The following is a 19,735-nucleotide window of genomic DNA, read 5'->3' as shown; positions in this document are numbered from 1 at the left end:
TATGACATATAAAAAAATGGAATCATAAACGATAGCATATTATTTGCGAATATCTACTAGTCCCTTTTTCAGTATATATTCAGAGAACTCATATGAAGCTCCGTCTCCAGTCACATTCAGATACAGATTTTTGAGGTCGCTTTCATTTACGATCCAGGCCATGTTCAGTTGTACACTTTCGCCTGGTTTTATAGAGGAAATATAGTTTCCACCGTTGCCATAATTTTCAGAGACACTATAATATACCATTTCTCCAGTCTTTGCCACGCTGGTCCAACTAATGTAGTCATAGCCATCGCCGGCCTGTTCTGTTGGAATGTAAAGCTGCACTTTTCCATTTTCCTTAGTCAGGGTCAGTAAAGCACCAAGATAAAGCATATGGTCGATTTCCTCATTTGAATGATTGATATAGGTAACTGTAACATAGACCAGTTTCTGATTCACTTCCTCTGACTTCACAATTTCATCCAGGGAATCGATTCCGTCGCCCGATTTCACATAATTCAATGTGTTTGTAGATAGCTTTCCATCAGCATCAATGGCTTCCGCCCATTCTTGTGGTATTTTGTCCGGATCGAGAAGCTGAAGAGTATCAGAAATTTGAACAGAATCTACCTTTGCAGAAATCGTTTTTTCCAGATATTCACCATTTGTGTTTTCACCAATCACATCCAGATCAAAGGTGTCACCAATTTGGTAAATGGGCAGTTTTTTCTCATTTACAGAAGTACTTATTTCATCATTATCAGCTTCTGTCTTTTCAGATATCATCTCTCCGCTCCATGTAGGCAATCCGGCGGTCTTTACCATAGTCGTGTTTCCCTCAATCACCAGATTTTCTGCTACTTTTATGGCTTCATCCTTTGACACATCATCTCCGATGTAGATCATAAGGACACGATATAAATCCGGGCAGACAAGATAAATTCTCTGGTTAAGAGCCCCGCTTTCGGTAATGCTATTATATTTGAGATATATCCCCTGGTATTTCCCAAATGTACGCTCTTCACTATCAATAACATTCTGATCCTGTACTACCTGTCCCAGATCATTTTTATCCAACAGGACAAATGAAAAACTGAACCCGCCAGTCATGCCATGCTCAGGATATTGGAGATGGTACTCGTCAATCCAGCTCATGCCCTCCGGAATATATTTAGCAGACAGATCTACCTCTGGGACCTCATCTGGAAGCACGGTCTTCTTTGCTGCATCACCAGCATCAATTTTGACTGAAACACCATAAGAACCCTGTTTTTCCAAAAACCAGTGATACAGATTTACTCCTGCATATACTGCCGTGGAAACTGCCAGCGCACACGCAGCTGCCACTGCGGCAACTTTCGGAGCTGTCCATCGTTTTCTTCTTCGCAGATTCGCCACTTTATTATCCGCCAGCTGCTTTGCCACCTCATTTTGAATCATATTATGGATAAAATCCGGTGTTTCGGGAATATCGTTTTTCATATCTTCTAATCTCATATTGACACCTCCTGTAATTCCTGCCTTAATTTTCCTCTTGCCCTTGCAAGTCTCTTTTGAACGGCACCTTCCGATATTTCAAGGATCTGGGCGATTTCTTTTACACTGAAATCTTCTATATAGTATAGAATAACGGGTAAACGCAGTTCCTCTTTTAAGGAATTTACGGCTGTATATAATTCACTGTAATTCTTCGTTTTTTCTGATTCCGATTCCTGTCTGTCAGCTAGATTTTCCAATGGGATAAATTTACTGGATTTACGCACAAGGCTGTAACATTCGTTGATTAAGATACGGATTAACCAGGTCCGGGCATAGTTATCGTTTTTTAATGTACCGACGTTGGAAAAAGCCTTCACAATTGTTTCCTGAATAGCATCTGCACAGTCATAGTCACTAAATAAAATTGTTTTTGCAGTTGAGTATAATTGTCTTTCTGAATCTAGGATCAGAGATCCAAGTTGTTCCTTTGTCATTTAAACACCACCTCTTTTTTTGCCAGCCAGCATTTTCTTTACATCTATTAGACGTGCAGAAATCAAAAATATCCCTAATAATTTATTCTTTTTCTTATAAATGGACAAGTTCGTGGTTTTGCACAAAAAAATGTCTATTTTCGATAGTATTCTATAATGAAAGCAATAAAACAAGCATTTGCAAAGGGACATTGTTATAATTAAATTTGTTCATGGGTGTTATTTGTGATTACTTTCATGCTAATATGCTAATGTGCATTATCATATTAGCATGAAAAAAGTTAGGAAAATCTTAATAATTTCGCATGCAATCCATTGTGAATTTAGATGCTGTATTTGTTATACTTAATCGAGTACAAGCAAAAAGGAGAGTTGAAAATATGTCTGAAAAGATACTAATTATAGATGACGAGCAAGATATAGCGGATCTGTTGGAGGTCTACTTGAAAAACGAAAATTACGTTGTTTATAAATTTTACTGCGCAACGGATGCCATGTCGTGTATTGAAAACGGCGACATTGATCTTGCTATTCTGGATATTATGCTCCCGGATATGAACGGCTTTTCACTTTGCCAGCTTATCCGAAAGAAATACACTTATCCAATCATCATGCTAACGGCTAAAATTGAGGAAACGGATAAAATAACAGGGCTGACATTGGGAGCGGACGATTATGTGACAAAACCCTTTCGCCCACTTGAAGTAGTTGCCAGAGTGAAAGCGCAGTTAAGACGTTACAAGAAATATTCGCCCGGTATCATCACAGAGAAAGTTCCATCGGAACTTTCCTATAACAAATTGTGCCTGAATGTGCAGACCCATGAATGTCTGTTAGACGGTGAGCCGGTTTCTCTGACACCGACAGAGTTTTCTATTCTCCACGTCCTTTTGTCAAATGCTGGGAATGTTGTAAGTATTGAAGAACTGTTTCATGCAGTTTGGAAAGATGAATACTACTCTAAAAACAGCAGCACAATTACTGTGCATATTCGACATCTGCGTGAGAAACTGAACGATACTTCCGATACTCCGCAGTATATTAAAACGATTTGGGGTGTTGGTTACAAAATTTAAGCGAAAGGAGTACGCTATGAAAAGAAAATCAAATTGCTTCGTAACCATTTTATTCTTAATTTATCTGGCACTCTTGGTTTGGATCATACTTTTCAAACTACAATTTTCAATCAGTGATCTAGACAAGATAAGAAGTATAAACTTTATTCCTTTTCACTATGACAAGGAAATTGGAGTAGCATTTCACTTAACAGAGGTGCTCGAAAATTTCTTGATTTTTGTGCCTATGGGTATTTATCTTCAAATGCTTCTGCCAAGAACAAAATTATATGTGAAATTCATGCTGATTGCTGGAACAAGTTTTTTATTTGAAACTATGCAGTATGTTTTAGCAATCGGACGTTCTGACATTACTGATGTACTCACAAATGCGGCAGGCGGTCTTTTGGGACTTGCTGTATATTCGATAACAGCCCGGTTAATCGGAAATAGAATAAAAGCAAACAGACTGTTTTCTATTCTGGCAGGCATAGTAAGTGTTGTCGTGATTGGCCTGCTTGGCTTTCTTCTGTTTGCTAATCGGTAGGAGGCGTATTCTCATGTCAAAGAAAGAAATGACAACAGAAAAGCGCCTAAAAGTGCGCCTATACCTATCATTGCTGGTTTATACCGTTGTTGGATATGGTTTGACCCTTATTTTGGACTACATCTTTTCAAAATTTGACAACGGTATTTTTGCATGGCTCTACTGGCGGCTCGATCTGCTTTTTATTTTGTATCTGATGATCGGCTTTGTATGTATTTTCAATTACTATTGGAAAAAGCCGTGGGGCTATCTGGATGAAGTAATTGATGCGACCCAAACGGTCTATGAGCAGAACAGTCATACCGTATCGTTGTCTGAGCCACTGAAAGAACTGGAGGAACAGCTCAATCAGATTAAAATGTCTGTTCTGTTGAGCAAGCAGACTGCAAAGCAGGCAGAAGAAAAGAAAAATGAAATTATTATGTATCTGGCACATGATATACGCACTCCTCTCACAACGGTAATCGGCTATTTGAGCCTGCTCCATGAAGCCCCTGACATGCCTGAACAGCAAAAGGAAAAGTATGTAAAAGTTGCGTTGAATAAGGCAGAACGCCTTGAAAAGCTCATCAATGAACTTTTTGAAATTACCAAGTACAATGCACATACGGTTATTATCAAAAAAGAACCTGTGGATTTACATTGTCTGATTGCGCAGGTAATAGATGAAATATATCCGACACTCTCCGCAAATGGCAATACAGCGATATTTACTGCGGAGGATAACTTATCCGTGAACGCTGACCCTGAAAAACTGGCGAGAGTTTTCAGTAACCTTTTACGAAATGCAGCGTCATATAGCTACCCGCAGACAGAGATCACTATATCCGCTAAACGGTTAGAACATGATATTCAGATCACTTTTGAAAATCGTGGGGAAACAATCCCGGAGGAACAGCTTAACAGTATATTTGAAAAATTCAATCGCTTGGATGATGCCCGGCTTTCTAATACAGGTGGTGCGGGGCTTGGTCTTTCTATTGCGGAAGAAATTATACATTTACACGGTGGAACGATTACTGCATCCAGTCAAAACGAAACCATAGACTTTGTGATTACATTACCCCTTTCCGCTTAGGAAAATAAGACTGTGATCTTAGGAATTACTTAGGAATTTAAGCGTGTGATTTTTGAGATTGAAAAGCCTTTGTTCGGTACAATGATTATCGAACAAGGGCTTTTTATTGTTCAGCCGAAGCAAAAGAAAGGAGTGTAAGCATGGAACTGAAAATAGAGCATTTAAGCAAGCAGTTCAAAAACAAAACAGCAGTAAATGATGTCAATCTGACATTGACTCCCGGCGTTTGGGGACTTTTGGGGGCGAATGGCGCAGGGAAAACCACGCTCATGCGCATGATTGCTGATATTATGAAACCAACCAGCGGAGCAGTTTACTATGACGGAAAAAACATTCGAGAGTTGGGTGAAGTTTACCGAAGCAAGTTTGGCTTTCTGCCGCAGGACTTTGGGTATCACCGGGATTTTACGGTCAAAGATTATTTGGAGTATGTGGCTGCGCTGAAAGATATTCCTACAAGGGCAACCACCCAAAAGATCAATCATTTGTTGGACATTCTTTCGCTCTCCGATGTGAAAAAGAAAAAAATCTCCAATCTGTCAGGCGGCATGAAGCGTCGTGTTGGTATTGCGCAGGCTATGTTAAACGACCCAGAGATACTTGTCATGGACGAACCGACAGCAGGACTTGATCCCGGAGAGCGCGTGCGTCTGCGGAATTTCATTTCCGAGTTTTCGCATGATCGAATCGTGTTGATTTCCACCCATATCGTATCTGACATAGAATATATTTCTACGCGCAACGCAATTATGAAAGCCGGAGAAATTGTTGATGTCGGAACTACCGCAGAACTTGTCAAGCAGATTGAAGGCAAGGTTTGGAATTGCATAATTCCGGCCTCAAAGCTGCCGGAATGTGAAATGCGGCTGCGCATTATCAATCAGCGAGGCGAAGATCACAATCAGGTTTCTATTCGTTATCTGTCCGAACATTCGGAAATTGATGGGTCTGTTACAACGGAGCCACGATTGGAAGATCTGTATCTGTGGTTGTTCCCGCAGACAGACTTGGAAAAGGAGGACAGATAATATGCGGCTCTTTAGACTTGAACTAAAACGTATTTTGAAGTCACGGCGCACCCTGATTTTACTTGCAATCGCACTTTTGCTTTCCGTAGCCATGGCATACCTGCCTATTTCATATGAGGGTATTAACCGTCCAAACGAAGATGGCACGGTTACAGAATTAGATGGCTTGGCAGCTATCAAGTACAAACAAGATTTATATAAAACATCCGCTGGTGAAGTGACCCCGGATAGGATCAAATCGGCTTTGGAAACTTATCAAAGCTGCGTTCGAGAATATGGGTCGCCCGAGGAAGATGGCTTTCCTCTGACTGTATATATTGAAAAAATCGTCCCGTTCCGTCACTTGCTGATGGGTCTGTCCGAAGCGTTTGCTGATCCATTAACAGGCATTGGTGCTGATTTAATGGATATTGACCCGAATGACATTGACGGAGCCTATTATGAAAAGTGCGCAGAACATTTACAGGATGTCATGCGGAATGAGCAAAGAGAAAACGAAACCGCACAGCAGAAAGCTCTTGAAAAATATTCAGAACTTGATACGCCATTTTATCTTCATTCTGGAATTTCTAAAGATGCATTTGATTACATTGAGTTTTATATTTTGTTCCTTGCTATTTTGTGTGTGGCAATCGCAGCACCTACTTTCGCCGGAGAATATCAAACGGGCGGTGACAGCATCCTGCGAACCACCAAATACGGGCATAAACAATTAGCAATTACCAAAATTCTGGCGGCATTTACACTATTCGTTGTTACTTTCCTTGTCGGGATCACGGTACACATTCTGATTTTAGATGCAGCGTTCGGGACGGATTGCTTAAAAACATCGTTTCAGATGCGATACTCTATCATTAATCTGCCAAACATCAATCTGGGGCAGTTGCAGATCATTCTCGCAGCAGCGGGCTTACTTTCTGTATTAGCAACGGTTAGCTGTACGTTGTTCCTGTCTGCAAAATGTAAAGACACATTGACAGTTCTGCTGATCTCTATTGTAGTTCTTCTCATGCCGCTTTTTGCTTATGTGGCGATGGGAGCAACATGGCTCTCTACCATACTTCCATCTGCCGGAATTGGTATGCAGAACAATTTCCTTTCTCAGCTTGCAGATTTCAATTATCTGAATATCGGTGGAACGAGTTTCTGGACACCGCATGTTATTTTGATTTCGGCAGGAATTGAATTATTTGTGTTTACATTCTTGGCGATTCATTCCTATCGCAGACATCAGGTAGCATAAAAGAAGTTCAAAATAGAATGAATTGCTTATCTGCCGCACGACGGCAAAAGAAAAAAGCAGACAATTTGGAACGGCGGCTTTGATTTCAGAGCCGCCGTTTCTTTGCGTTTACACAAACCTATGATGAATTTTATGGAAATATTATAGCTAATAGCATTGTTTATGCGTTGAAAATATCTGAAAAATTGATGATAGTAGAAATATAATATTAAAATAAAAAATAATATAAAAAATAATATAAAAAATTGTTTTACTATAGAGAAATATATAGTATAATAAAACCATAAGAAGTGATAAAAAAATAACAAGTTGACCTAGCCAAACATAATAAGTTTTACTGTTGTGTTTGGCTTTTTTTATTTGATAGCCAGAGTGGGAAGTGAGGTGTCTGCAATGATAATCTGTGTTATCTTTGATTTGGGAATGGCAGTGATTATGTTTTTATTCGGAATCTGCTTTGTAAAATCAAATGGAAAGGCCGCTGCATTTTTGTCTGGCTATAATATGAAATCTAAGGAAGAACGAAAACAGTATGATGAAAAAGAAATGTGCAGAGTATATGGAAATCGGATGATGTGGATGGCACTGCCATTTGTAGCCGGTGCAGCCATAGATTTATTATACAGTGGAATCGGATGTTTTGCAGCGTGTGTAATATGGACCGTTCAATTTGTTTTATTGATGAAAGAACGTATGAAACGAGAAAAAATAGAAAAGAACATTTAGGCAAGGGATATGAAAAAAGAATATAGAATATTTATTTCTATTTTGGCTTTGATATTCAGCATAGGGGCGACTTGCATAGGTTTTGGATTGATTGGGAGCTCTTCTATGAAATTTGGAATGAAATATGTGTGTGATTTCGTTTTTCTGATGCAAACAATAGCTACATGCTGGGTTGTTAAAGAATTGCTCAAAAAGTAAGCTTATTAGAGGGCTTTGAGTAAGTACCAGTATCTGACATATGAGAGGAAGGCACTGTTATGGATGGTATAAGCAGCAGGAAATTAACATGGGGAATTTGCATCGCTGGCATTGCGATTGCAATAATAAGCTTCTTTTTCTTACCGAAGATTATTCCCGTTCACTTTGCTGGGAATGGAGTCGCAGATGACTTTGGTAATAAGATAGAAATTTTTTTAATGCCGATACTCCTTCTGGCTGTTACAATCTTGAGTGGTAAAAAAAGTATAAAGTATGTTCTGATGCATTCGAAGACCTGGCTAACGGATGGTCAATATAACCTGATGATTGATTGTGTTTTAGGAATTATTTTGATTGCAGAAATTTTTATGATTTATGCTTCGTTTATCTAAATGACTACTTGAGTATAGCGAAAACAAGGACTAAAAATGGAAAGTGCAAAATGTCGTAAAAAACAGTAGAACCTGTGTAAAAAGATGAAAGAGGAGCATTGTTACTGTAAATATCAGCCTTTGTGGTCAGAATACTTTAAAGGCTGATCTATAAATAAAGAAGCAAATATATGGCAGTTTCTGGTTCATTGGGCAGGCTGTTTTATATCAAAGTGTGAAGAGGAGCTGGTTCATGATGAAAAAAGTAATTCCAATTATTTTATTTACGGTATCAGCAATATTGCTTTCTGCATGTGGCAGAAAAGAAGAACTGTACGAGATTCCTGACCTGTCACAGTACAAGACAGATTATATAGGAGATTCTTCGAATGTTATAAATATTGTAAATGGGCAAGAGTATCCGGAAGGATATTCTTATGATAGCATACAGATACAGTCTGAAACGAAGCCTTATGGATTAACAGTATTTCTAAAAGTTGAGCCGTCTGCAGTTAAGATTGAAGATGAATTGCAAGTTAATGCGGATATGACATTTGATTTGATTGGTAATTTGGAAACACTTGATTATAAAATAGCGGATAGCAAGGAAATCATTGCATCGTATGAACGGTAGATCATTCAGGGGTTAATATTTTGTCTGCTATTATGTAGTAAGAAAAATAGGAAAGCGAAATATATATTTGGAGGACAGCAATGAGAAAATGCGAAAAGTGTGGAACAGTCATGAGAGCGGATTTAAGACTTAAAGTTAATGGCGGTGGCTATGGGATCGTTGTAGATGTAGATGAAAAACAAAAAACGACAACTATAGATGATGTTAAAGTTGCAGTCTGTCCAGAGTGTGGACATACAGAAATGTATTTAGAGGATTTAACTAAATTGAAGTAAAATTAGATATGATTGAAACAGGATAAAAAATTTTGATGGAATGCTTGTGGAGAAAATAAATATGAAAAAACTTAACTATACAGAAGATTTATTGAGAGTTATCTTCTCTTGGATAGGAATATTCTTTCTTGTTTCCGGTGTCTTAAGTTTTCTTGGGATATTAAAACCAGCAGTAAACTCAGGCATTCAGAATCCAGACATGTTGGGAACTGTGTTTTCTATAACGGGAGTGCTTTTGTGTATAATAAGTGCTGCTCTTGGAATTTATACTGCAAAGCTTGATAAATTACATTTACAATTAATCGAAAATGGTACAAAAGTGAATGGCTTGGTAGAAAAAGTATATTTGCAAAAATACACAAGATATAGAAGACAGATTCCATACAGGATTTTATATAGTTTTACATATCATGATAAAGTGTATTATCACAAAAGCCGTTTGGTATGGGAAAAGCCGGATCTTAAAAAAGGTGACTTGATTACCGTATATGTAAATAATCTTGGTAAATCAACAGTTTATAATTGCAATGAAGCGGTCTGATATCTAGCCTCTATATTTCGGAAAATACTGCACGATCTGTGGTTTACAGAAGAGCAGCTTCAAAGAATGCTGAGGATGAAAAATGCAAATCCATCAGATGTATGGAAATTCAGAGATTATTAATGGACAAATTGAAAGCTGAAAGGAAAACGGCCTATCCGTTTTCAACATTGGCGGATCCGTCTGCTAATAAGTGGTTTACAAATCAAAAAACTTGGTAAGAGTATTTTCATAATTCTGTTCAATTTTGTCTATGTTTTCGAGAATCCTGTTCATGTACAAATGCAACTAAATTAGAGTATAATAAGGGAAACCATTGAAACTGGGTTTCCGTAAAGGACATTCCTGTGATGGCAGGAATGTCCTTTACATATAGCGGTAAATTCTGAAGTAGTTGGCATAGAAGTTCATGAGGTAGTTGACGTATGCTTTAAATCTTTTCATTTCGTTTTCCTCCTTTCTTTATCTTACAAGCACATTATAATATCAGAAGACGTATATTACTTGCCAAATGGGAAGAAAAAGTAGACAAAACTTGCAGGAGATTAATTGGAATGTACTGGTAAGAGCATCACAGACATTTGCCTGGATGCAGGAGTTGAGAGCCAAAGGACATTTAACCGGGTATTTCGTGAAAGATATAAAGTAACGTCAAGGGAATACCGGAATCTTTATCGTGAACAATATATAAGTCAGACCCAGGATGAAATATCTGGAATGGAGAAATAGGATGGCATTTATAATCTGTATAGCAGCACTCATAATTATGATGTTTGTATTTACCAAAATGTTGTTAAGCTTCAGCAATAACAGCAGTGCGGCAGTTGAATCTGTTGATGCGACTGTAGTTGAAAAGAAGCAAGGAATCTATACCCATATGCAGTCTGAAGCACATGTACCTTGGTTTCGTGTTGTGTTTGAGATGACGGATGGAAGTTTGATGGAATTTCAAATACAACAGGGAGATTTTCGTGAACTGGAAAAAGGTGATCGAGGTATGCTGACTTATCAGGGAAATCGGTATATATGCTACCAAAAATATAAATTTAAAAGTGAAGCACAGGAGGAAGAAAAATGTTAAGTGAAAGCATTGCAAAGCTGGTACAGTATGGGATTACAACAGGTCTGACACCGGAATGTGAAAGAAACTACACAACAAATCTTCTGCTGGACGTTTTTCATGAGGATGACTATGAGAAACCGGACAACATTGAGGAACCTGTTAATCTTGAAGCAACATTGGGTAAATTGCTGGATGAAGCCGTAAAAAGAGGACTGATCGAAGACAGTATTGTATACCGGGATCTATTTGATACCAGATTAATGAACTGTCTGATGCCGCGTCCGGGCCAGGTGCAAAAAGAGTTCTGGGATAAATATAAAGAAAGCCCAAAAGAAGCAACCGATTATTTCTATAAACTGAGTCAGGACAGCAATTATATCCGCAGATATCGCGTAGAGAAGGATCAAAAGTGGAAGGTAGACAGTCCATACGGTGAGATTGATATTACCATCAATTTGTCCAAACCGGAAAAAGATCCAAAAGCAATTGCCGCGGCAAGGAATGTAAAATCCGGAAGCTATCCGAAATGTCTTCTTTGCCCGGAAAATGAAGGATATGCGGGACGTGTTAATCATCCGGCAAGGCAGAACCACAGGATTATTCCGATCATGATCAATGATACTCCTTGGGGCTTCCAGTATTCTCCGTATGTGTATTACAATGAGCATTGTATTGTATTTAACTGCCAGCATACGCCAATGAAAATTGAGAGAAATGCATTTATTAAACTGTTTGATTTTGTAAAACTGTTTCCACATTATTTCCTTGGATCTAATGCAGACCTGCCGATCGTAGGTGGTTCGATCCTAAGCCATGATCATTTCCAGGGTGGACATTATACATTTGCAATGGCAAAAGCACCAATTGAGCAGCATGTAATACTTCCGGGATTTGAAGATGTAGAGGCTGGAATTGTAAAATGGCCATTATCTGTACTTCGTATTCGGCATAAAGATTCCAACCGTTTGGTAGATCTGGCAACACATGTGCTGGAAGTATGGAGAGGCTATACCGATGAAGAAGCATTTATTTATGCTGAGACCAATGGAGAACCACATAATACAATTACACCAATTGCACGTAAAGTAGGTGATACCTACGAACTAGATCTGACATTAAGGAACAACATCACAACAGAAGAACATCCGCTGGGAGTGTACCATCCGCATGCAGAATATCATCATATTAAGAAAGAAAATATCGGTCTGATCGAAGTTATGGGACTTGCAGTTCTTCCGGCCAGATTAAAAGGTGAGATGGAACTTTTGGAAGAGTATATTCTCGAAGGCAAAGATATTTCTTCAAATGAACAGATTGAGAAACATGCAGAGTGGGTTAAGAAGTTTCTTCCGAAATATCCGGAAATCACAAAAGAAAACATCCATGGCATTCTTCAGAAAGAGATTGGAATCGTATTTACCCATGTTCTGGAAGATGCAGGAGTATACAAATGTACGACCGAGGGAAGAGAAGCATTCATGCGTTTTCTTGAAACATTATAAAAACTGAAATAAAAGGATTTTTGGGAAAATGGGAGGTAAGTGAAACCTCCCATTTTTTTAAAGGAAGATGATGAAAATAGAATATTTTTTATAAGGTGTGAAACCTTCCTAGGCTTTTCTTTTGGATGTAAGAAGAAGTAGCAGTGGAACAAAAATAAAGATCCTCCATAGTGCAGGAATGGTGATATTGTTTCGGAATGCAAATGCACTGCCAGAAGAATCTGCCGGTATGTAAATGCGAAGATCTACAGTACAGGATGAACTTTCATCTCGTATATCTAAAGGAAGCTGAGAATGATATACTTTGCCTTCATGGGTGAATTTAACAGGCAGTGCCCAGTAATAATGACGCGGACTACCAAAATTATAAAGATAATATCCGTCTGCTTTGATTAAATTTGGATTTTCATGGTAAAGAAAATAGTTTTTATTGGCATAAAAGAATGTCCCGCCCATTAATAGAAGCCAGATCAGCACCAGTGCAGCTTTATTCAAAAAAGGACTATCAAATACTCTTTTCAAAAAATCCCCTCCTGTCAGATAAGGACATTTTATCAAATGAACCAGGAAAATTCGATAGAAAGAAAAAATTTATTATTATGAGAACCGATTTGCTTGTATCTGCATCTAATTAGTGTAAAACAAACACGTGTACAATCCGGCCGGACAGAAGGAGAAAACAGAGAAGCGATTTTGTATAGAAGAAAATAAGTGAGATCTGATTAGGTGCTGTCATGAATCAGTCTAGGATGAAACATCCCTGACCGGTCATGTCAGCCCCTTTTTTCCTGTTTTCAGGGTTCTGTTCACAGAGAAAAAGGAAAGTGTCTGAAAATACCCAAAAAGTGCTAAATATGAGATAAATGATGATGCGGTGTTTCTATCCGTAAAAGAACAGAAGAAAAATGTTTTGTAGAAATCAGCTTACTGTTTGTAAAAGAAAATGTTTTTTTCAGCAGCCCTGGTTATTTTTTATTAAATCGGAGATATTAAAATCAGACGATTTAAAAAATTTGTCTGAATGCTGTTTATCGTTAAAAACAGGGGGCATGGATGGGAAAAAGAAAAGAGATAACCGGTAAGGATAATGGAAAGAAAAAAATGTGGATAATAATCACTGTCATCATAGTGTTCTTTGCTATGGCTGGCTATGCAGGAATGTCTTATTACTATTCAGACAGATTTTTTCGGGGAACAACGATCAATGGAATTAACTGTTCTGGAAAAACATCGGAAGAGGCAGAACAGGCGGTTGCTAAAAAAGCAGAGGATTATCTACTGGAAGTAAAGGCAAGAAAGCTGAAATCACAGAGTATCAATGGAAAATTGATCGGATATCGTTATGTTTCGGATGGCAGTATTTCCCAATATCTGGATGAACAAAAACCATATAAATGGGTTCGGGGATTTTGGAAAAAGCAAAATTATACAGCCAAGGAAAATATGACTTATGATAAAGTGAAGTTAAAAGAACAGCTGGAAAAACTGGAATGTGTAAAAAAAGAGAATCAGACAGCACCAGAAGATGCTTATGTAGTTTATAAAGATTCGAAGTTTGAAATCGTACCGGAAACAGAAGGGAATACCCTGGATTTCAATGGAGCTTATCAGGCACTGTCAGAAGCGGTTACTGACAAAAAAAGAACCATTGATCTGAATAGTTGTCCGGCTGTTTATGTAAAAGCAGCAGTACTGAAAGATGATCCAGATCTTAAAAATTCATTGGAAGAATACCAAAATCTGATCCGGACCAAAATCGTATATATATTTGGAGAAGAAACGGTAACATTGGAGGGAGACGAGATCAGAAACTGGCTTATTTTTGATGAAAGAGGAAGGCTGCAAAAAAATGAGGATGAACTGAGACAGTGTGTGGCAGAATATGTGGCACAGCTGGCTGCCACATATGATACCGTAAATACAGAGAGGAAATTTTGCACAACAAGCGGACGTACTGTTCAGGTGTATAGTTCCGTTTATGGATGGAAGATCGATCAGGAAAAGGAAATAGAAACTATCATGCAGGAAATGATTGCAGGAGTACAGATAAACCGGGAACCGGTGTACGCTATGCGAGCGAATGCACGGGGTATGAATGATATAGGCAACACGTATATTGAAGTGGACCTGTCTGCACAGCATTTATATTACTATCAGGATGGTTCTATCATTTTGGAATCGGATATTGTGTCAGGAGATATGCAGTATGTAGGACGGCAGACACCACCGGGAATTTTTCAACTGTATTACAAGAAAAGTCCATCTGTGCTGAAAGGAAAGATGTTGGAAAATGGGAAATATGAATATGAAAGACCAGTAACTTACTGGATGCCTTTTAATGGGGGGATTGGATTTCATGATGCTTCATGGCAGCCATACTTTGGAGGAAATCGTTTCCGGGAAGGTGGTGGATCCCATGGATGCATTAATCTTCCAGCGGACAAAGCGTCAGAACTTTATAATAGGATAGACGAAAGTGTTCCGATTGTCTGTTTTTATTAAAAATGGGCAGGATATATAGTTTTATATAGAGGTTTGTTTATAAAATGGAAGATCTTAAATGGTCTTCTGTTTTTTTATAATTATCAGCAATATTTTCATGGAAGAAAAGTGTGTATTTTCCGTCCATATGTGGAAAGAAGTCTTTGACCATTTTGACTGGGAACCGAAAAAATTCGAGATAAATGAGATCTATTCGATTGATGAAGATGCAAAGGAAACCTTGCAGGAGAAGAGCAAGAGGATGCTGGTTACAGAAGCAAGCCATCAGGAAATATGGCAGGAGGGCTGACTTTGATAGAGCAAATTGAAATGGAAATATGACGGAGAGTGTGATATGATTTGAATGGCAAAATGTCACTTTAAGGAGGTAGACATAATGATGTTAATTTTGTTGATAATTGTGTTAATTGGATATCTTGTTTTATTGATTACAAGATATAAGAGGAAAAATAACTTTAAAATTAATGGTACGATACAGATAATTCAGGGAATTATGTGGACTTTGATTGCCATCGACAGTTGGACAACCAGTCATGCAGTAGTTAGGATTGCATACATTATAATAGTTCTTTTATCATTCATAGCAGGATTTCAGGAATTTTATAAATGTAAGTGATAAACTGTACGGTGAAAGGATAATTATAATGAAATGTTTAGATTGTGGAACTGAAATGGAACAAGGGACAGTAGAAGGCTATGCACAAGGTGGATCACACTCATATGAATTTACGGCTGATACAGAAAAAAAGAAAACAGGCATAAAAGGATTTTTTTCCAGAAAAACTGTTACTGTTTTGCAATATCCAGGAGAACAACGTGCATGGCATTGTCCGCATTGTAAAAAAGTATTGATGTGGATGGATGCTGAAGAGTAAGTATAAAGTTTTACGACTTGTAGAATGTGAAAATGCTGTAAGGAGAAAGAGATGGAATGGTTTGGAATTGTAGCATTGTTGCTGATGCTTTGTTATTCAGCGTATCCGGGAAAAGTAAAGCGTTTGGAAACGAAAGTAAAACGATTGGAGAAAAAACAGAGAGGAGTGGCATATATGTCAAAGCTGATTAATGATCTCGTAGGAAAACAATGTATTATCAGATCAGAGTTCATTTTTAGTTTTGCTGGAAAAACTGAATTATCCTGCAAGATTATAGATGCAGATGATGAATGGATAAAAATTTGTTATACAGAGAAAAAAGATAAACAGGTAGTTAAGCTGATGCGGATTGAAAATATTGATTCAATAGAAGAACAGTAATTTCAATTTTGAAAATTCAAGGAAATATAGTTGACAGTTCAATACAATGAGTAAAGGACATGGATTATAATTTGTAAAAAATCAAAATGAAGAATAGATCTATCATTCCATTCGCAATTCTATTGTGACTGCCAGCATTGTTTAAGCACAGCAGTAAACTCTACTATGGTAACAACTTATTGTGGAATTCGAGGACAGATTTTTTTAAACAATTGAGCTGGTTACATTATCGTGTCTTGATGCGTATAAATGATGAGAGGGCAAGAACAAATGCAATGTAGACTTGGGATATAAAAAACTATACTATAGAAAAGCGTTAGAGGTGGCAGCGGGAATGAAAAATAAAATTTTAGTGATAGAAGATGACCGTGCAATTTCAGAATTGCTGTGCATGAACCTGGAGGCAGCAGGGTATGAGACTGTGGCAGCGTATGATGGGGAAGAAGCCCAGAGGCTGCTCTTATGGCAGGAGGATGCGGACCTGGCAGTAGTGGATATCATGCTGCCGGGAAAAGACGGGTTTGCATTGATGGAGGATTTTAAAAAGAAGGAGCTTCCGGTGCTCTACCTGACTGCAAAGGATGATGTGGCTTCCAAGGTGAAGGGATTAAAGCTGGGTGCGGAAGATTATATGGTAAAACCTTTTGAGATGCTGGAACTTCTGGTACGCATTGAGAAGGTACTGGAGAGGACGGGACGGGCCAAGAAAGTCTTAACGGTCCGGAACATCCTGGTGGACATGCAAAGCCATCAGGTCTACAAAGACGGGCTTCCGGTAAGCCTAAAGCCAATGGAATATGACCTCTTTGTGCTGCTCCTGCAAAATAAGAATATTGCGCTTGGAAGGGAAGAACTGTTAAAACGGGTCTGGGGAGAAGACTACCTGGGAGAAAGCAGGACGGTAGATGTTCATATCGGACAGCTCAGAAAAAAACTGGAACTTTATGATGAAATCAGGACGATCCCGAAACTTGGATACCGTCTGGAGGAATAAGGATGAAGCTATGGAAACGAACGGTACTTCTTATGCTGGTAACGCTATTATGTGCCCTGATCCCAGTGGGAACGCTAAGTCTTTATATCACAGGAAAACGAAGCCTCAATAATGCTGCAGAGACCTACGGAAGACAGCTGGAAAATGGCAAGATACTCCTGGAACAATTTTGGGATAACAGCAAATATGAGCAGATGTCCGAGACTGGAAAGAAGGCCTATATGGGCTTTCAGTTCCAGCGATGTTGTGGGGAAGGCATGGTCCTGATCGACCGAAAAAGCAATGCCGTCATTGAAAACCTGACAGATTATAAAGTGGTGGGGCTCGAAAATTTAGGCTTAAAGGATGAAGGAGATCCGTATGCCTACAAGATACAGAAACTGGGACAGAAATACCTCCTTCTCCAGATGGAACCATTATCCAGACCGGAAGGATACGAAGTCCTCTCTGTTCGGGAAGTCACAGGGCTTTTTGCAGAGCTGAGACAGACCGCTGTCTGGTTTTTGGGAATTTATTTGTCTGTGTTCCTGATCGCCGGCCTTTTTATTTATATGATGATGCGAAGAACTGTGGAACAGATGGAGAAGCTACAGGAAGTGGCAGAGAAACAGGAGCTGCTCATGGGGGCACTTTCCCATGAAATGCGTACCCCGTTAACATCCATTATCGGGTATTCGGATACCCTGCGTCATGTAAAGCTGAAAGACGAACAGAAAGACCGGGCACTGGAACATATCAACCGGGAGGGAAAACGCCTGGAGGCTCTTTCCGGGAAGATGCTGCAGATGCTGGGGCTTTATCAGAACCATGCCATACAGATGGAAATGACCACGGCAGGTGATCTTTTAAACCATGTCATAGACATGGAAAAAGAACAGGCAGAAAAGAAAACGGTGCACCTCAGGATGGAATGTGAAGCTTTTTCCATGAAAATGGATCCGGCCCTGATGGAAAGCCTTCTGATAAACCTGATCGACAATGCCCTAAAGGCTACGGATGCCGGTGGAAGCATTTGGGTAAAGGCTTATGAGAAAGCTGGAAAAAAGATCTTTGAGGTGTCGGATACCGGAATGGGGATCCCGGAGGAAGAACTGGGAAAGATCACAGATGCATTCTATATGGTGGACAAATCACGAAGCCGAAAAGAAGGCGGATCCGGACTTGGGCTGGCACTCTGTGTGAAGGTGGCTGAAATCCATGGCGGATGCTTGAAAATCGAAAGCAGACAGAGAGAGGGGACCACGGTAAGAGCCATCTTCTGATTTACAATTTGTTTACATTTTGATGAATACATCGGCGAAGCAATATGGTACTCTTTTCTCATAAGAAGAGGGTACCTTTTTTAATACCGAAAGGAAAGGATGGAAAAAGGATGAAGAAAATAAGAATGTTTATGGGAGCCGTTCTGTGTATGAATCTTTTGACATTATCCGGATGTGACCGTGTTGTCCAGTCTGCTGTTGTGGAAGAAAAGAATCAGACAGAACAGAAAAATGAAGAGAAAAAGGAAACAGTTCAGAAAACCGTCGCAGAACAGGTAGAGGCACCGGAAACATACCAGACAACAATCCAAGCAGATCTAAGATCAGCGGACCGGGAGGATAAAGAAACTCCGATGAATTTTACCCTGACAGCGGATGCACCGGTAAAAGTGCCGGATGTAGATGCAATCTGTTTAAAAAAGGTAAAAAGAATGGCGATTCCTGAAGAAGAACAGAACAAGATAAAAGATACATTTGGAAAAGGACAGCCCATGCAGGAAGAGAAGAATGAGAACGAACAGGCGGGGACATATACAGTAGATGGACTGACCTATCGGTATTCTTATACACAGAGTGAGCAGGTATCGGATGTGGAGGAACTCGGATTTGGGATAGCGAAGTTTATCTTTGACGATTGTGGAGACATGACCCTGGAATCGAGTGAGAAAAAAGAAAGGGAAGAACGCTTTCAAAATTATATAAAGGCAGGAAGCGGGAAAGTATCTGAAAAGGAAGCAAAGGAGAAGGTTTCAGGTCTTGTGTCCGGAAACTGGGAGATATTTGAAAGTTCCTCAAAAGCACTTACTGAAGGAAGCACTACCCTGGAAAAAGATGACTTCATTTTTGAACGGATGATAGACGGGGTTCCGGTTAATTATGTGAGGGAAACCTCTCTGCCTGTTAATGAACAGGCTCTTGAATGGGAAAACGAAGATGGAACACTTCATGAAGGACAGTCTGAAGGATGGGAAAATGAAGTACTGACGATGGACTTTTGCAGTGGGACACTTCAGAGTTTTCTGCACCGAAATCCCATAGAAGCATCGAATGCTTCCGATGAAAGGCTGTTCCTACTTCCTTTTGATGAGGTCAAGGATATCTTTGAAAAAACGATCACTTTGCAGGTCATGACAGAAGACAAGAATCGGCTGATCTCTGTCGATGGAGGAAGCCACTACCGTTATCCGTCCATTGATGCACAGAGTGCGGAGATAACCATAACAAAGGTACAGCTGGGTTATATGTGCATGCCAGACAGTGAAGGCAGCGATACCGAAGCAGTCCTGATCCCGGTGTGGGATTTTTATGGAACCTGGACATCCAAAGAGCCAGAGTATGAGTACGGAAATGGGGAGGATGGACCGGTCATAGGAGACGTGACGATGGATGCTGCAGGTGTTCCACTCCTTACGATCGATGCACGGGATGGAAGCGTAATACAAAGGATTCAGGCTGGATGGGCGGCTTCTATGGGTTCCAAGGATATAAAATAGAGTGTGAAT

25 protein-coding genes are annotated in these 19,735 nt (G+C 39.3%); 22 read left to right on the top strand and 3 right to left on the bottom strand.

Annotated features, from left to right (window positions below):
• Positions 1-39 precede the first annotated feature (39 nt).
• Both CCC70_RS13905 and CCC70_RS13900 read right to left on the bottom strand, forming a co-directional pair.
• Complete coding sequence (locus CCC70_RS13905) at positions 40-1,482, bottom strand: DUF4367 domain-containing protein (RefSeq protein ID WP_287085096.1); 1,443 nt, start codon at positions 1,480-1,482, stop codon at positions 40-42.
• Positions 1,479-1,958 carry a sigma-70 family RNA polymerase sigma factor gene (locus CCC70_RS13900; RefSeq protein WP_287085094.1) on the bottom strand — a complete coding sequence of 160 codons (480 nt, stop codon included), beginning with the start codon at positions 1,956-1,958 and terminating at the stop codon, positions 1,479-1,481. The genes CCC70_RS13905 and CCC70_RS13900 overlap by 4 nt, the downstream gene beginning before the upstream one ends.
• 380 nt (positions 1,959-2,338) lie before the next feature.
• On the opposite strand from CCC70_RS13900, the gene vanR reads away from it, so the two are divergent.
• The 14 genes from vanR (at position 2,339) to galT (ending at position 12,219) form a co-directional block, all read left to right on the top strand.
• A complete protein-coding gene (gene vanR / locus CCC70_RS13895; RefSeq protein WP_287085092.1) occupies positions 2,339-3,034 on the top strand; it encodes a VanR-ABDEGLN family response regulator transcription factor in 696 nt (231 codons plus the stop codon).
• Between the two features lie 16 nt (positions 3,035-3,050).
• Positions 3,051-3,560, top strand: coding sequence for a VanZ family protein (locus CCC70_RS13890; protein WP_244790864.1), 510 nt, complete (start codon positions 3,051-3,053; stop codon positions 3,558-3,560).
• Between the two features lie 13 nt (positions 3,561-3,573).
• Complete coding sequence (locus CCC70_RS13885) at positions 3,574-4,638, top strand: sensor histidine kinase (RefSeq protein WP_287085089.1); 1,065 nt, start codon at positions 3,574-3,576, stop codon at positions 4,636-4,638.
• Positions 4,639-4,778: 140 nt separating this feature from the next.
• Complete coding sequence (locus CCC70_RS13880; protein ID WP_118411177.1) at positions 4,779-5,666, top strand: ABC transporter ATP-binding protein; 888 nt, start codon at positions 4,779-4,781, stop codon at positions 5,664-5,666.
• A 1-nt stretch (position 5,667) separates the two neighbouring features.
• Positions 5,668-6,909, top strand: coding sequence for an ABC transporter permease subunit (locus CCC70_RS13875; protein ID WP_118614211.1), 1,242 nt, complete (start codon positions 5,668-5,670; stop codon positions 6,907-6,909).
• Positions 6,910-7,302: 393 nt separating this feature from the next.
• The gene (locus tag CCC70_RS13870; protein WP_302467739.1) at positions 7,303-7,635 is read left to right on the top strand and encodes a DUF3784 domain-containing protein; all 333 of its coding nucleotides are present in this window, start codon (positions 7,303-7,305) and stop codon (positions 7,633-7,635) included.
• A 257-nt stretch (positions 7,636-7,892) separates the two neighbouring features.
• The gene (locus tag CCC70_RS13865; protein ID WP_278603971.1) at positions 7,893-8,225 is read left to right on the top strand and encodes a DUF1648 domain-containing protein; all 333 of its coding nucleotides are present in this window, start codon (positions 7,893-7,895) and stop codon (positions 8,223-8,225) included.
• Positions 8,226-8,457: 232 nt separating this feature from the next.
• Positions 8,458-8,838 carry a DUF4825 domain-containing protein gene (locus CCC70_RS13860; RefSeq protein ID WP_270427886.1) on the top strand — a complete coding sequence of 127 codons (381 nt, stop codon included), beginning with the start codon at positions 8,458-8,460 and terminating at the stop codon, positions 8,836-8,838.
• Between the two features lie 80 nt (positions 8,839-8,918).
• Positions 8,919-9,113: a zinc ribbon domain-containing protein gene (locus CCC70_RS13855; protein WP_055056113.1), complete on the top strand. Its 195-nt coding sequence runs from the start codon at positions 8,919-8,921 to the stop codon at positions 9,111-9,113.
• Positions 9,114-9,174: 61 nt separating this feature from the next.
• Positions 9,175-9,654 (top strand): hypothetical protein, encoded by a 480-nt coding sequence (locus CCC70_RS13850; protein WP_270652831.1) that lies wholly within the window; start codon positions 9,175-9,177, stop codon positions 9,652-9,654.
• A gap of 12 nt (positions 9,655-9,666) precedes the next feature.
• Positions 9,667-9,777 carry a DUF2316 family protein gene (locus tag CCC70_RS16765; RefSeq protein ID WP_158526445.1) on the top strand — a complete coding sequence of 37 codons (111 nt, stop codon included), beginning with the start codon at positions 9,667-9,669 and terminating at the stop codon, positions 9,775-9,777.
• Positions 9,778-10,203: 426 nt separating this feature from the next.
• Positions 10,204-10,383, top strand: a complete 180-nt coding sequence (locus CCC70_RS16605; protein ID WP_118169660.1) for a helix-turn-helix domain-containing protein — start codon at positions 10,204-10,206, stop codon at positions 10,381-10,383.
• A gap of 1 nt (position 10,384) precedes the next feature.
• On the top strand, positions 10,385-10,735 hold the full coding sequence (locus CCC70_RS13840) for a DUF2500 domain-containing protein (RefSeq protein ID WP_161208822.1): 351 nt from the start codon (positions 10,385-10,387) through the stop codon (positions 10,733-10,735).
• On the top strand, positions 10,729-12,219 hold the full coding sequence (gene galT / locus CCC70_RS13835; RefSeq protein ID WP_118614217.1) for a UDP-glucose--hexose-1-phosphate uridylyltransferase: 1,491 nt from the start codon (positions 10,729-10,731) through the stop codon (positions 12,217-12,219). The genes CCC70_RS13840 and galT overlap by 7 nt, the downstream gene beginning before the upstream one ends.
• A gap of 108 nt (positions 12,220-12,327) precedes the next feature.
• Here the strand turns inward: galT and CCC70_RS13830 are convergent, their stop codons facing one another.
• Positions 12,328-12,741, bottom strand: coding sequence for a hypothetical protein (locus CCC70_RS13830; RefSeq protein WP_044961941.1), 414 nt, complete (start codon positions 12,739-12,741; stop codon positions 12,328-12,330).
• Positions 12,742-13,272: 531 nt separating this feature from the next.
• On the opposite strand from CCC70_RS13830, the gene CCC70_RS13825 reads away from it, so the two are divergent.
• From CCC70_RS13825 to CCC70_RS13790, 8 genes are all read left to right on the top strand, one after another.
• The gene (locus CCC70_RS13825) at positions 13,273-14,721 is read left to right on the top strand and encodes a L,D-transpeptidase family protein (RefSeq protein WP_270652832.1); all 1,449 of its coding nucleotides are present in this window, start codon (positions 13,273-13,275) and stop codon (positions 14,719-14,721) included.
• A gap of 97 nt (positions 14,722-14,818) precedes the next feature.
• Positions 14,819-15,010: a hypothetical protein gene (locus tag CCC70_RS13820; RefSeq protein WP_270652833.1), complete on the top strand. Its 192-nt coding sequence runs from the start codon at positions 14,819-14,821 to the stop codon at positions 15,008-15,010.
• Positions 15,011-15,097: 87 nt separating this feature from the next.
• Positions 15,098-15,337, top strand: a complete 240-nt coding sequence (locus tag CCC70_RS13815) for a hypothetical protein (protein WP_270652834.1) — start codon at positions 15,098-15,100, stop codon at positions 15,335-15,337.
• Positions 15,338-15,365: 28 nt separating this feature from the next.
• Complete coding sequence (locus CCC70_RS13810; protein WP_144094365.1) at positions 15,366-15,596, top strand: PF20097 family protein; 231 nt, start codon at positions 15,366-15,368, stop codon at positions 15,594-15,596.
• 51 nt (positions 15,597-15,647) lie between these two features.
• A complete protein-coding gene (locus tag CCC70_RS13805) occupies positions 15,648-15,977 on the top strand; it encodes a hypothetical protein (RefSeq protein ID WP_173738941.1) in 330 nt (109 codons plus the stop codon).
• 334 nt (positions 15,978-16,311) lie between these two features.
• Positions 16,312-16,971 (top strand): response regulator transcription factor, encoded by a 660-nt coding sequence (locus CCC70_RS13800; protein ID WP_118039749.1) that lies wholly within the window; start codon positions 16,312-16,314, stop codon positions 16,969-16,971.
• Positions 16,972-16,973: 2 nt separating this feature from the next.
• Entirely contained in the window at positions 16,974-18,233 is a 1,260-nt protein-coding gene (locus tag CCC70_RS13795; RefSeq protein ID WP_270652835.1) for a sensor histidine kinase, read from the top strand.
• A 110-nt stretch (positions 18,234-18,343) separates the two neighbouring features.
• The gene (locus CCC70_RS13790) at positions 18,344-19,726 is read left to right on the top strand and encodes a DUF6034 family protein (RefSeq protein ID WP_118369288.1); all 1,383 of its coding nucleotides are present in this window, start codon (positions 18,344-18,346) and stop codon (positions 19,724-19,726) included.
• Positions 19,727-19,735 lie beyond the last annotated feature (9 nt).

Origin of the sequence: Blautia sp. LMAG:89, from assembly GCF_008679485.1 — a bacterium.
Classification (GTDB): domain Bacteria; phylum Bacillota; class Clostridia; order Lachnospirales; family Lachnospiraceae; genus Blautia_A; species Blautia_A fusiformis.
This window is presented reverse-complemented; position numbering and strand designations above follow the sequence as displayed.